At 46.2% G+C, this 12834-nt stretch carries 13 protein-coding genes; 5 read left to right on the top strand and 8 right to left on the bottom strand.

The genetic code is table 11. The annotated features are described in order from the left end of the window. Positions 1–160 precede the first annotated feature (160 nt). The 3 genes from EWM62_RS01795 to EWM62_RS01785 form a co-directional block, all read right to left on the bottom strand. Positions 161–1222: an SGNH/GDSL hydrolase family protein gene (locus tag EWM62_RS01795; protein WP_129874923.1), complete on the bottom strand. Its 1062-nt coding sequence runs from the start codon at positions 1220–1222 to the stop codon at positions 161–163. A gap of 171 nt (positions 1223–1393) precedes the next feature. Next, entirely contained in the window at positions 1394–3757 is a 2364-nt protein-coding gene (locus EWM62_RS01790; RefSeq protein WP_129874922.1) for an endonuclease MutS2, read from the bottom strand. Further along, the gene (locus EWM62_RS01785; RefSeq protein ID WP_129874921.1) at positions 3757–4215 is read right to left on the bottom strand and encodes a DUF4296 domain-containing protein; all 459 of its coding nucleotides are present in this window, start codon (positions 4213–4215) and stop codon (positions 3757–3759) included. The genes EWM62_RS01790 and EWM62_RS01785 overlap by 1 nt, the downstream gene beginning before the upstream one ends. Positions 4216–4256: 41 nt before the next feature. Between EWM62_RS01785 and EWM62_RS01780 the strand changes: the two genes are divergently transcribed. The 4 genes from EWM62_RS01780 to EWM62_RS01765 are packed head-to-tail and all read left to right on the top strand — an operon-like array spanning position 4257 to position 7584. Further along, positions 4257–4946 (top strand): YggS family pyridoxal phosphate-dependent enzyme, encoded by a 690-nt coding sequence (locus tag EWM62_RS01780; RefSeq protein WP_129874920.1) that lies wholly within the window; start codon positions 4257–4259, stop codon positions 4944–4946. Positions 4947–4991: 45 nt separating this feature from the next. Beyond that, entirely contained in the window at positions 4992–5516 is a 525-nt protein-coding gene (locus tag EWM62_RS01775) for a GNAT family N-acetyltransferase (protein ID WP_129874919.1), read from the top strand. Between the two features lie 3 nt (positions 5517–5519). After that, on the top strand, positions 5520–6341 hold the full coding sequence (locus tag EWM62_RS01770; protein ID WP_129874918.1) for a DUF3298 and DUF4163 domain-containing protein: 822 nt from the start codon (positions 5520–5522) through the stop codon (positions 6339–6341). Next, entirely contained in the window at positions 6328–7584 is a 1257-nt protein-coding gene (locus EWM62_RS01765; RefSeq protein ID WP_129874917.1) for an aspartate kinase, read from the top strand. Before EWM62_RS01770 ends, EWM62_RS01765 begins: the two co-directional genes overlap by 14 nt. Positions 7585–7734: 150 nt before the next feature. On the opposite strand, the gene EWM62_RS01760 is transcribed toward EWM62_RS01765, so the two are convergent. Further along, the gene (locus tag EWM62_RS01760) at positions 7735–8442 is read right to left on the bottom strand and encodes a DUF92 domain-containing protein (protein WP_129874916.1); all 708 of its coding nucleotides are present in this window, start codon (positions 8440–8442) and stop codon (positions 7735–7737) included. 253 nt (positions 8443–8695) lie between these two features. Continuing rightward, the gene (locus tag EWM62_RS19430; protein ID WP_203234958.1) at positions 8696–8872 is read right to left on the bottom strand and encodes a hypothetical protein; all 177 of its coding nucleotides are present in this window, start codon (positions 8870–8872) and stop codon (positions 8696–8698) included. 206 nt (positions 8873–9078) lie between these two features. On the opposite strand from EWM62_RS19430, the gene EWM62_RS01755 reads away from it, so the two are divergent. Continuing rightward, on the top strand, positions 9079–9552 hold the full coding sequence (locus EWM62_RS01755; RefSeq protein ID WP_129874915.1) for a DUF4112 domain-containing protein: 474 nt from the start codon (positions 9079–9081) through the stop codon (positions 9550–9552). Here EWM62_RS01755 and EWM62_RS01750 read toward each other — a convergent pair. From EWM62_RS01750 to EWM62_RS01740, 3 genes are all read right to left on the bottom strand, one after another. Next, positions 9549–10595: a DUF2235 domain-containing protein gene (locus EWM62_RS01750; protein WP_129874914.1), complete on the bottom strand. Its 1047-nt coding sequence runs from the start codon at positions 10593–10595 to the stop codon at positions 9549–9551. The two genes, EWM62_RS01755 and EWM62_RS01750, sit on opposite strands and share 4 nt — an antisense overlap. 11 nt (positions 10596–10606) lie before the next feature. Then, on the bottom strand, positions 10607–11596 hold the full coding sequence (locus tag EWM62_RS01745; RefSeq protein WP_129874913.1) for an SH3 domain-containing protein: 990 nt from the start codon (positions 11594–11596) through the stop codon (positions 10607–10609). Between the two features lie 137 nt (positions 11597–11733). After that, complete coding sequence (locus tag EWM62_RS01740) at positions 11734–12834, bottom strand: mechanosensitive ion channel family protein (RefSeq protein ID WP_129874912.1); 1101 nt, start codon at positions 12832–12834, stop codon at positions 11734–11736.

Below are 12834 nucleotides of genomic sequence, written 5' to 3'. Positions count from 1 at the left end.
TTCCGAAGACCCTGCGGGGACGATTAATTTTCCACTTTGTCATGCTGAACATGGTGAAGCATCTATTCGCCGACACGCATGTTCGATATGCAAAGCTCGTTAATAGATCCTTCGCTATCGCTCTCCGAGGGAGTCCTTTGGACAGGATGACAAGGTGGGGTTACCACTTAAACGTCTTGGTAATATACGCTATCAGGTCGTCGGCCATATCCTGGTGTTCTTTAACGCTGGGGTGGCCCGGCGTATTTTTATACGGGAAAAAGTGCGTATAGATCTCTTTATCATGTAAGCCGGCAACGGCCTTTTGAATATACCCCGGCCATTCTGAGCCTTCCCTGGTGGCATCCATCGAACCTAAAGCGCAAAGTATCTTAGCCTTTGGATATTTGGCCCTGATGTTTTTTATAAAATCGCGGTAGTGGCTGATAATATATTCGGGCGTTGGCGGGGTAGTACCAAAAAGCCTTTTAAACTCTGGATAGTCCTTGTTTTTTGTTAGCCACGAGTCGTTTTGAAAAAGGTTAACTATAACCAGTTCCGGCGAAAATTTCGAGAAATCCCATTTTGCTTTATCATGGGCGTAAGCCTGGTCGTAAATATCGGGCATCACATAATCAAACCAACTGATCACTATCCCTATCCCGCTTTTTGAGATGGAACTAAAATCCGCATCAAAATGCCTTGCGGTTAGGTTGGCATAACTGGCATAGCCGTTTTCGTAATCGCTATCGCCCCTGTCCTGGCCGGTTGTATCCTCATTAGCCATGCCGCAGGTAATAGAGTTGCCGTAGTATTCTATTTTATGCTTAAAAGTTGGCGGGGCAAGCAAGCTGCCGTTGATATTTAGCCCGTAAAACCAGGTGCGGCCCCAATCGTATTCGCTGCGCTTAAACAGCTGCAGCCTGTGGTTGCCTTTGGGCAGGCCGGCTATCAGTTCGTATTCTTTTTTGCCCTTATCCAAACGCAGCACCTTAGTTACTTTACCATCAACCACAACGTTATAATAATTTTGGCCATTTTCGTCGTTCATGGTAGCTTTTACAGCCGTTCCGTTAAAGTTGATGATGACCGATGCTGCCGTCCATGAAAGTTCGGCGGTACTATCCCGCATAGGTATACGCCCCATGTAATGGATCCTGGGGTTGTTAAAGTTTACAAGAGTTTGGGCCCGGCAACCCGCAACGGCAAAAGCTAAAAACAGGGATAATAGTATGCGTTTCATTGTAATTTTGTGTTAAAAGTCTCAATTCCCTCTCTTAAGGGTGCGGGGCTTTGCGGTGCAAGGGAGGGGGTAAGCGCTGCATATCGCTTCGTTAAACCCCTCCCTACACCCTCCCGTTGGGAGGGATCCGATAGCTATCGGATCGCACTTGCCCCTGCTTTTTATCGCTGCCTATTTTAAATAAACATACGTAATGCCCTGTCCGCCTCTGTCGGGGTGTTCGTCTTCCATGCGGTCTACCTGGTCATATTTCTTCAGGTACTGGCGTATCATCTTTCGCAATATACCATCGCCCTTACCGTGTAATACCTTCAGGGTGCCGAAGCCCATCATCAACGCGCGGTCGAACAATTTTTCTATCGCGAATAAAGCATCTTCGGTACGCATGCCTCGCACATCAATCTCCGGACTAAAGTTTGCTATATCGCCGGTATGGCTAATGCCGCTGCGCCTCACCTCTTTTGGTATGGTGGATTTGGCAACTTTCTCCACCCTCTTCTTCTTTACCACGGTGCGCAATTCGCCCATGGCAATTACCACGTTATCCTTTATCAGTTCGATGATCTGCCCCGTGGTATCGCCATCTATCAGCTTTACCCAGTCGCCGGGTTTTAACTCTTCGTCAACAGCGAGCTTTTGCTTTGCCACATCGGGCTTAACAGTATTGCGCTGCACCTCGGCGCTCAGGTTATCGCGCAGTGTTTTAGTGATCTCCTTATCGGCATTGCTGCTTTTAATTTCGGCAATGGTGTTTTCTACCAGCTTGTTGGCGTTCAGGATAATGTTTTTAGCTTCCTGTTTGGCCTCTTTAAGCAGGGCTTTGCGGTTCTCGTCTAAAAAGCTTTTCAGTTCCTCGTTCTCGGCCAGCAGGGTGTTTACACGGCGCTGTTGCTGATCCAGCTTTAGCCTGGTATCAAATATTTCCTTCTTCTCGCGCTCCAGGTCAACCAGCAGGCTGTCTACCTTTTTCTGGCCACTGCTTATTTTGTTTTTGGCCAGGTTTAGCACATTTTGCGGCAGGCCTATCTTTTGGGCTATCTCAAAAGCGTACGAACTGCCCGGCTTGCCAACTTCCAGCCGATACATGGGCAGCATTTCGGTATTGTTAAACAACATCGAAGCATTTTCGATCCCCTCTGTATGGCTGGCAAATATTTTCAGGTTAGAGTAGTGCGTGGTAACCATGCCTCGCACCTTTTTATGGTTCAGGGCTTCCAGTACGGCTTCGGCAATGGGGCCGCCAAACTGAGGGTCGGTACCGGTACCAAACTCATCTATCAGGATCAGGGTTTTGCCGTTGGCATCTTCCACAAACTTCTTCATTTTTGACAGGTGCGCGCTATAGGTGCTCAGGTCACTTTCTATCGACTGGTCATCGCCTATATCAACAAAAACCTGCCTGAACACCCCTACCACGCTATCGGCGCTGGCGGGTATCAACAAGCCTGCCTGCACCATCATTTGCAGCAGCCCAACGGTTTTCATACAAACCGATTTACCACCCGCGTTGGGGCCCGATACCACAATTACGCGTGTGCCTTCATCAATTGCCACATTAAGCGGCACCACGGTTTTATGGTCCTTTTTAAAACTGAGGAACAGCAAGGGGTGGCGTGCGTTCAGCAGCCTTAACCGTGCCTCGTTAACCACCTTCGGCATTTCGGCATCGATATCCATAGCAAACAGGGCCTTGGCACGCACAAAATCAAGCTTGGTAAGCAAGCCGTGATACGAGAGTAAAAGCGGCACATAGGGCCTTAGTTCGTCGGTTAAGGCGGTTAAAATCTTAATGATCTCGCGGCGGCGGTCAAACTCCAGGTCGCGGATGCGGTTATTGAGCGAAAAAACTTCTTCCGGCTCCATATAAACGGTTTGGCCCGATGCCGATTCGTCATGGATAAAACCTTTAAGCTTTCGTTTATTTTCGGCAAGCAGTGGGATACAAATGCGGCCATCGCGCACGGTAAGCGAACCATCGGCCGTCCAGCCATTGCCGGTGGCGGTTTTAAATATCTGGTCTATCTTTTTGCGGGCTTCCTGCTCGGCTTTGGCTATGCCCGATGTAATTTCCATCAGCTCGCGCGATGCATTGTGGCGGATCTTTCCTTTCGGGTCGATAACCATATCTATCTTTTTCAGGATGGCCTTCTCTATCGGCAAATGTTCAAACAGGGCCTCCAGGTTTGGGTAAACACCGGTACGCTCGTTAAAATAAGCTATTACTGCAAATACGGTGGTTAACGATGCCTGCACCTGGAAAAACTCCTCTTCCGACAAAAACGAACCCTCGATACGGGCCTTATTGGCCAGCGATTTAATATCGTAAAAGTTATTGATGGGCAGCGCGGCATCATTTTGAAGAATGTTCTTAAACTCGTTGGCCTGGTTCAGGAATTTGGCTATCAGATCGTAATTGCTCATCACCTGGATCTTATCAACCATCTCCTGGCCCATAACACTAAGGCAGTGGGCTTTTATCAGTTGCTTTACTTCGGTAAATCCAAGCTTATCGGCGCTATTTAGGGGATATAGCATTATCTGATATTTTTTAAAGGCCGGTTACCAAGCTTACCCCGTGGCGACGGGCTTACCCGGCTGGCAGGTACGGAGTCGTTGACAGGCGCGGTAACCGGTTTTTCGTTTCGTGCAGCTTTGGTTGTCGAATCTAATTTGGCTTTTATTATCGCATCAATTTTAGTGTACATATCCTGCAACTGCTGGGGCTTTGTGGTGTAATATTTAAGGCTTTTTTTATATATGGCATCGGTAGTATTATGCCTTTTAAATAGCTTTTGGTACCTGGCGCTGCCATATTTGTACATGCTATCCGGTATTTGCGGTATAACGTATAACTCGCCATCGGTAAGGTGTATATCGGTAAGCAGGCTTATCATTTCCTTCTCCTTTATTACTCCTTCGGGTATATCGTTATTGCTTTGGCAGGCGGTTAAGCAAAGCAATACTGAAAAAAACAAGCTTATATATTTTTGCATTCTGTAATTTAGCGGCGTTATATAACGCAAAATTACGATAAATGAGCATAGCCGATAATATTAAAAGTTTAAAAAAGGAAACCGGGGAAATAAATGTTGCCCTGCTGGCTGTATCTAAAACAAAACCGGCGGCCGACCTGCAGCAAGCATACGATGCCGGGCAGCGTTTATTTGGCGAAAACACTGTGCAGGAACTGGTTGAAAAACAGGAACAATTACCAAAAGATATTGAGTGGCACCTGATAGGCCACCTGCAAACCAATAAGGTTAAATATATTGCCCCTTTTATCAGCATGATACAATCTGTTGACAGCATTAAGCTTTTGCAGGAAATAAATAAGCACGCCGCAAAAAACAACCGGGTTATTGATTGCCTGCTGCAAATCTACATTGCCGATGAAGAAACCAAATTCGGCCTGGGTTTCGACGAAGCGATCGAACTGCTGCGAAGTGAAGAATATGCTGCTTTAAAAAATGTACGCATCCGCGGATTGATGGGTATTGCCACCAATACCGATGCAGAAAAGCAAATAAAAGAAGAATATTACGAGCTTAAAACCTTTTTCGACGGCATAAAAGTTAGCTTTTTCCGCAAGCAGGAATCTTTTGATACGCTATCGATGGGCATGTCTGCCGATTATAAAGTAGCCATTGAACAGGGCAGCAATATGGTACGCCTGGGCAGTACCATTTTTGGTGGCCGTGTGGTTAAGCACTGGAAAAATAATTAATTGTGTTGAACCCGAATTTTTAGAATTAAAGAATTAACAGAATATATGAGTGATAATACAAAGTCTGCTAATCAAGAACTCCCCCGTCAGAGGGCTGGGGGGCTGGGGCTAAATATCCGCGTAGCCGTTAAGGCCGATTGCCCGCGCTTGCTGGAACTGGTGCACGAACTGGCTTTATTTGAACGCGCGCCCCAAGAGGTAACCGTAACGCTTAAAGAATTTGAAGATACAGGCTTTGGCGACAAACCCGTTTGGAAGGCTTTTGTAACCGAAGCCGATGGTAAAATTGTTGCTTTTGCATTGTACTATATCCGCTACTCTACCTGGAAAGGCAGTCGTTTGTACCTGGAGGACCTGATCGTGACCGAAGAATATCGTGGCAAAGGCATTGGTAAGATGCTGTTCGACAGGCTGTTTGAGGAAGTACGCGAGCTTGGCTTCAGCGGTATGGTTTGGCAGGTGCTTGACTGGAACGAGCCCGCCATTAAGTTTTACCAAAAATATGGCGCGAACATTGAAGCAGGTTGGTTAAACGCATCGCTATCGAAAGAGCAGATAGCAAATTTATAGCTTATGAAAATTACTTCCATCCTGCTGTTAGCCGTGCTGGCATTAAGTTCATGCGAGTGGGGCGCCCCGGCCAAAAAAGAGCCAAACGCTGTTTTTACAGATACGGTGGCTTACACCTACCAAAAAATTTACGAGCGTGCTGCCGATTGCGGCAACAAGGCCGATAGCGCATGCACCATAGTTAAAATAACCTATCCGCAGTTTAAGGATAAGGCGGTATTGAATGACACTGTAAAAAATAAGCTGATCAGGATGTTTATTATGGACGATAGCAAGCCCGATACCAGCCTGAAAAATATGGCAGCAGACTTCCTTAAGTCGTACACCGATTTTAAGGAGGACGACCCACGGACCGAAATGTTTTTTACACTTGATACTTACGCTAAGGTGATAGGCCAGGATTCGGCTTTGATCGCGCTGGAATATGGCGGTTATACGTTTCAGGGTGGCGCACATGGCGCAAGCTTTACCGGCTTTATAAACTGGGATGGCAAAACCAATAAGAATGTGACACTGGATGATATTTTTACAAATGGTTATCAACCCCAGCTAAGCAAGATCGCCGAAAAGATCTTCCGCAAGGATGAAAAACTAACTGACACCTCATCGCTGGCGCGCGATTACTTTTTTAAGGATAATAAATTCGCGCTGAACGATAATTACTCCATAACCCCGGCGGGCATCCGTTTTGTTTATAACCAGTACGAAATTAAGCCTTACGCGGCGGGCCAAACCGAGTTGCTGCTGCCCTGGGCACAAATAAAAACCTTAATGCGGCCGCAATCGGCCGCTTCACAATACATACATAAAAATGCTGGTATTTAAGTTTGGTGGTGCATCGGTTAAGGATGCACAGGGTGTTATTAATTTGGGCAAGGTGGTTAGCGCTTATAACGGCAACCAAATCCTGGTGGTGGTATCGGCTATGGGCAAAACCACCAACGCGCTGGAACGGTTGACCAACGCCTACTTTAACGGCACTGATGATATGCACCCGATCTTCGAGGAGATCAAGGAATACCATTACCACATCGCGCATGAACTGTTCGGCGAAGGCCACCCGGTGTTTGACGAGATAGCCAATACGTTTGTGGAGATTGACTGGATGATAGAGGACGAACCGCAGGACGATCACGACTTTATTTATGACCAGATCGTATCCATCGGCGAGATGGTATCTACCCGCATCGTTAACGCCTGGTTCAACCATACCGGCATCACCAGCAAGTGGCTTGATGTGCGCGGCTATATCCATACCGATAACACCTATCGCGAAGGTGTTGTAGATTGGGATAAAACACGCGCCAGCATCAGCAAAAGCATCCCCGCGCTGTTAAATAACGGCATTGTGGTAACACAGGGATTTTTAGGAGGTACATCTGAGAACTTTACCACCACATTGGGTCGCGAAGGCTCTGATTATACCGCATCGATATTCGCCGCTTGTTTGGGTGCGGAATCGGTTACTACCTGGAAGGATGTGCCCGGCATTTTAAACGCCGACCCGAAGCATTTTGCCGATACCATTAAGTTTGATGAATTAAGTTACCAGGAGGCCATAGAAATGACCTACTACGGCGCGAGTGTTATCCACCCAAAAACCATAAAACCTTTGCAAAACGCGAGGATACCGCTATTAGTAAAACCGTTTACCGACCCAACTGCACCCGGTACGCAGATTAAAGAAGGTGCGGTAAACAAGTTTGAGAAACCGGTTATCATCGTTAAGCAAAACCAGGTGTTGCTGTCTATATCGGCTAATGATTATTCGTTTATTTCCGAAAGCCATCTGAGTGATATCTTCGGGTTGTTCGCGAAGCACAATGTAAAAGTTAACATGATGCAGACCTCGGCATTAAGTTTCACGGCCTGTATCGATTACGCTGCGGATAAGTTTGAGAAGCTGTTGCAAACGCTGAAAGCATCCTTCAAAGTAAAATACAATAACGAGCTTACGCTGATAACGCTTAGACATTATACCAATGAAGCAGTTGATGAAGTTACCGCCGGAAAAACCATCTTAATGAAACAAACCAGCAGGAATACCGCGCAAGTTGTGTTGAAGTAAACCGGCTCTGTAAGAGCCCCCTGTTTATAGTCCCATCCTGCAATCTTTTTTGCTCCGTAGGTGCACCCTTTTTGAGGGCGCACCTACGGAGCGTTATATTTAAAAGCAGATAATTCTGTAAACAGGATGCTCTTATGAAGCTTCGGCTGTTTACAAATACATTAATAAACAGCAGGTTGCAACCGCTATAAATGTATTCAGGAAGTTTACTTCGTTGTTGTTCATAAGGCCTTTGCGTTCAAGCGCGGCGCCTAAAACGGAGTCGGCGAGATTGCCGATGGTACCGGCGATAATAATATAAATTAAAATGCTGTCCCAATGAGAACTTACAGCATAAATAGCAGCCATAATAGCCGATCCGGCTATGCCTATCAGCAACCCCTCTAAACTCACCGCACCGTCCCTGCCCTTTTCCTCTGGTTTAAAGGTGATGATATTATAAAACCGCCTGCCGTAAACCGTCCCCAGTTCTGACGACAAAGTATCCGCCGTTGCCGCAGCAAATGCTGCTGCCATTAGTATAGTAGCCAATAAAGCATTAACAGGAAATATATAGGCAAGCAGACCCAACAAAGCCGGTAAGCCGCCGTTGGCCAACACCTGCCGGGCATCGCGCTTTTCCTGGTGGTCGTTTTTGTCAAGCCTTCTTTTTTGGCTCTTTTTGTGGGATGTGGCGGTGGTGGCCAGTACAAAAAACGCCGCCAGCATAGCAATGCCCGTAAAGCCAGTGCCCAGGTAAATAAGCCCTGCAACTGCGCCGCCCATCACTGCGCCACCGGCTGTAAGTTTGCCCGTTTTATAACTGGCAAAACTTGCTGCAAGCAGTATGATGGCGAAGATGATGTGTATCAGGGGCATTTGGTATCAAACATAAGGCTTTTTTGTCATCCTTTAATTGTTCGGGATAACAAACAAAAATGTCATTTTGAAAGAGTATCGGGGCTGGATGTATGGTGTATAAGATTCCTCCTCGCTATCGCTCGTTCGGAATGACAGGGTGGTAAGGCATAGTTCGCTAATGGTTCGACAGGCTCACCATAACGATCTATATTCATAAAAAAAGCCCTTTAGTTTTCACCAAGGGCGTTTAAGGGTATTAGATTAAAATATATTAATGTTTATTCTCGTGTTTGCGGGTATTATCCCTGTTTGATGTTTGGTCGGAGCGCTGACCGCCGCCATTGCTTATGCCTTTCTGTTTTTGTGTTTCCTTAGCATCAATATGCGCGCGATCTGCGGTTGATGATCCTTGTCCGGATACGTTGTTCTTTGTTTCCTGGGTTTTCATAACAGATGTGTTAAGTTTATAAATATGGCTTTACGGCCTTTGATATATCCTTGCAACAACCATACCAGTTAGCAGATGGCGGTTGGCAATTAGCAGTTAGCTGATTGGATACCTGGTGTGCCCACATAGTATCCATAATTACAGGCCAGGTAAATAAAATGCAGGCTTAAAACAAATACAGCGCTCGATTATTTCTTAAGTAGCATATGGACAAATCGAAACAGGTAGTATTAAGCGGGCAGCTTAAATGGGTAGAGCGGATAGCATCCGTTATGGATGATAAGTTTAAAATACCCGGCACCAACTTCCGCTTTGGCCTTGATCCTATCCTTAACCTCATCCCCTTCGCGGGCGATGTATCGGGTTTCATCGTTTCGGCGGCGTTGCTATATGTAATGGCCAAAAATGGCGTAAGCCGTAAGGTGCTTATCCTCATGGCTATCAATATCAGTGTAGATGCCGTGGTGGGCGCTATACCCCTGCTGGGGCAGATCTCCGATTTTTACATCAAGGCAAACACACGAAATATTAAGCTTCTAAAAGAGCATTACAGCGAAGGCAAACACACCGGCAGCGGCAATGGCATCATCGCTATCTTACTTGTCGTACTACTGGTAGTGATAAGCGCGGTGCTGTATGTAAGCTATATCTCGATACGGTGGCTGTTTATGCAGTTTTAATTTTTGATATTTTCGCGCATGTTATCTTTTACATTCACCGGTTGATAACCAATATTTGCATCAATACGATGAAAAACAGTTGGATGCACACTATCATTAGCCCTGGGCTTTCTAAGAAGTTTGCGTATAAATTGGCCTAACAGCGAAAACGGCAAAGTATTGGACTTGTACAAACGCCCCCTGATATTTGGCCTTACTTCTTCAGCAATATAGCCCTCTTCAAAGCTTAGTCCAGCCCCTTTGGCTTTTGCTATCATCCACTCCAGGGTAATATCACTTAAACCTTCGTCGGGATAACCCCCGCCAATGTTAGAATGCACCCCAACAAACCATCGTTGTTCAAAAACCTGTTTAATATCGTTTTCCTGTACATTTTTGCTTTGCTGCCATAAAGTAGGCACAAAACTCTTCCGGCGCTCATCAATAGCAAGCGCATGGTAAGCATAATCTACATAGCTGCTTAATGTAGTATCATGAAACTCGTACCTTTTTTTGTTATAAAAACCTTTTACCGGTACGCCCAACGCGCCAACAGTATCCCAAACGCCAATAAACTTGATGCGCACCTCGGGCTGGCTGTGCTTTTTCCTGAATGTTTCCGCATCCTCACCATCGGGGTGTTTGGATCGGGTGCTGCGGTCGCGGTACATATCGTAAGCTTCTTGTATCAAACGCAGGTTATTATTTTTTACCAGTCCCGCGGTCCTGATCAGCCCGGCCAAACTGCGCACCGTATACGCCCCGCGACTAAACCCAAACAGGTAGATCTCGTCGCCGATCTCGTAATTCCAGATGATGAATTTGTAGGCATCCAGGATATTATCGTCCAGCCCGCGGCCGGTAGCGCCATCAATTTTGCGGCTTAGCCAGGTGCCGCTCGAGCCTACCCCCTGGTCGTAAAATTTTATCTGTTTAACATGCTTATCATCTTCATTACAAATAGCCTCGAAGATCTTTTGCACGTTTGTGCGTACGATCTCGCCTTCGCAAACGTCGCCGGGTTTATTCCAGGTACCGTCGCTGCAAACTATTATTCGTTTCATGGCTGGGCTGATTATGCAAACGTTAAATAATCTTTGCTTACCCAGCGGTCGTCCATGTTTACCTTGCACCAGCCGTTCTCTTCCTTTACAATAAACAACTCCTGCCCTTTTGTGTACGAACCCAGTTTTTCAAAGTCCTTGCCGGGGCCGCTCCTTGCGTTAAGGGTATCGGCCGTTACGGTAGCCCTTTTTACATCTGTAGTGTATTTACCCAACACCCAATGTTCCTGGCTGCCCGAGATCTTGTACCAGCCGTTGGTTTCTTTATAAACCCTAAGTATAGCGCCTAATGCAGCGGCGTCCCTGTCTGTAGCTTTGGCGCTTGCGGCATCGGGTTTGGTGCGTATGTTTAACGATGATGCCGTTACGCTTACATATTTTAATATGGCAGCACTGCTTGCAACCGGCGCTACAGACCCGCCGGCCTGTACCACAAGGGGTAAAAAGTTAGCGGTACAATCGGCAACCTTATTGCCACCAAAAAAGCCTGTACCGGGGCAGGTTTTGTTATTTTTTGTGCCGTTGTTGCGCTGGCCGGTGCTCAGGTCAAACCAGTGGTGGTACACAATGCTGTTGGTATTTACAGCCAAATGGAAGCGTTTACAAAGTTTTGCCGCCATGCGGATGATGGTTTCGCGGTGGGCGGGTTTCATGGCATCTTTACCGGCGTCGAAATTTCCTATATTCTCGATACAGATAGCGTTAGCATTATTCCCCGTTATACATGCCGGGGATTTTTCAAGCGAACGGCCCGTCATGATGGTACCATCCGGGAAAGTGCTGAAATGCTGGCCGATGTCGCTCCAGCCGTTGGCATTAACGTGATAATCTTTCATCCCCTGCTGCATACTAAAGTGGTTGGTACCGCTAAATTGGGCGTAGGCCGGGCTGTAGGTGTGGTGTTCCTGTATAAATAGAATGGTACGTGCCAGCTGCTGTGCATCTATCCAGGTCTCAAATTCCTGGATTGTCATTAAGGTGAACCCTGATTTTGTTGTCATGATAATGTGTTTTAGGTTATACTAAACTTACAATCAGTTAATTAAACATCATTATAAGTTCAATAATCTAATATCGGCAACTTTCGGGAGTATTATATCATATTATTATAATTTATAATAATATCTATTGCGGTAAGTTATACTGCGGGGTTATCCATTGGCTTATCTGTAAAAGCATCGATAGTGTACCTGTTTTTTGGCAGGCTATCCGGATAGTTTGCGCCCAAGTATTTAACCAGGTTTTCGCGGATATAGCACCGCAGGTCAAATGCCTGCGAGGAATTTGCGGCGCTTACCAGCGCGCGCAGTTCGATGGTATTTTGTTTAACATCGGTTACCTGCAAAATCCCCACGCGTTTATCCCACAGGGGCGATTCATTAAGCAGACGGGTCAGTTCCGTTCTTAAAATATCTACCGGTACGGTGTAATCCACATATAAAAATACGGTGCCCAGGATCTCGGATGTAGTGCGCGTCCAGTTTTGGAAAGGCTTTTCGATAAAGTAATTGATAGGCAATATCAGCCTGCGCTGATCCCAGATATTTAACACCACATAGGTTAACGTAATATCCTCCACCCTTCCCCATTCGCCTTCTACAACCAGCACATCATCTATCCTGATGGGTTGCGTAAAAGCTATTTGGAAACCTGCCAGTAAATTACCCAGCGATTTTTGCGCGGCAAAGCCGATGATGATCCCGCCGATACCCACGCCTGTTAACAGCCCGGCGCCAAGCCTGCGCACACTATCAAAGCTCAGCAGAATGAGGGATATGGTAATCAGGATAATTAATACCGTAGCCAGCTTCCTGATAAACTGCAGCTGCGTGCGGATCTTCCGCTCTTTTAAATTGTCGGCCTTATTAAAATCATATTTATGATAAACGTAATCTTCCAGGATGCGTATCCCGTTCATGATCAGGCTTGCAAAAGATATTAACAGCAATATACCGGCCCATCTTTTTGCGTTGCCTTCGTAAACTTCTTTCAGCGCCAGCGATGGCAAAATAATATTCAGCGTTAGCAGCGGGATAAAATGATTGAGCGGCCTGCTCAAATGCGTAACCAGCGACCTGAAGAAGGAATAACCGGCCTCTTTTTTGTTTTTATAATAGTTAAGCAGCGCGGTTATTATCAGCTTAAATATAAAGCCAATAAGCAATACAAAGGCAATAACAGCCATGTTCCACAACCATGGCGGCAATTGTTTTGATAGTGTATTGATCCCCTCTCTCAT

Source organism: Mucilaginibacter terrigena (assembly GCF_004168255.1).
Classification (GTDB): Bacteria; Bacteroidota; Bacteroidia; order Sphingobacteriales; family Sphingobacteriaceae; genus Mucilaginibacter; species Mucilaginibacter terrigena.
This window is presented reverse-complemented; position numbering and strand designations above follow the sequence as displayed.

Coding starts and splice junctions, on each gene's coding strand:
- EWM62_RS01795 (WP_129874923.1), bottom strand. CDS start 1,222: ATGAAACGCATACTATTATCCCTGTTTTTAGCTTTTGCCGTTGCGGGT.
- EWM62_RS01790 (WP_129874922.1), bottom strand. CDS start 3,757: ATGCTATATCCCCTAAATAGCGCCGATAAGCTTGGATTTACCGAAGTA.
- EWM62_RS01785 (WP_129874921.1), bottom strand. CDS start 4,215: ATGCAAAAATATATAAGCTTGTTTTTTTCAGTATTGCTTTGCTTAACC.
- EWM62_RS01780 (WP_129874920.1), top strand. CDS start 4,257: ATGAGCATAGCCGATAATATTAAAAGTTTAAAAAAGGAAACCGGGGAA.
- EWM62_RS01775 (WP_129874919.1), top strand. CDS start 4,992: ATGAGTGATAATACAAAGTCTGCTAATCAAGAACTCCCCCGTCAGAGG.
- EWM62_RS01770 (WP_129874918.1), top strand. CDS start 5,520: ATGAAAATTACTTCCATCCTGCTGTTAGCCGTGCTGGCATTAAGTTCA.
- EWM62_RS01765 (WP_129874917.1), top strand. CDS start 6,328: ATGCTGGTATTTAAGTTTGGTGGTGCATCGGTTAAGGATGCACAGGGT.
- EWM62_RS01760 (WP_129874916.1), bottom strand. CDS start 8,442: ATGCCCCTGATACACATCATCTTCGCCATCATACTGCTTGCAGCAAGT.
- EWM62_RS19430 (WP_203234958.1), bottom strand. CDS start 8,872: ATGAAAACCCAGGAAACAAAGAACAACGTATCCGGACAAGGATCATCA.
- EWM62_RS01755 (WP_129874915.1), top strand. CDS start 9,079: ATGGACAAATCGAAACAGGTAGTATTAAGCGGGCAGCTTAAATGGGTA.
- EWM62_RS01750 (WP_129874914.1), bottom strand. CDS start 10,595: ATGAAACGAATAATAGTTTGCAGCGACGGTACCTGGAATAAACCCGGC.
- EWM62_RS01745 (WP_129874913.1), bottom strand. CDS start 11,596: ATGACAACAAAATCAGGGTTCACCTTAATGACAATCCAGGAATTTGAG.
- EWM62_RS01740 (WP_129874912.1), bottom strand. CDS start 12,834: ATGAGAGAGGGGATCAATACACTATCAAAACAATTGCCGCCATGGTTG.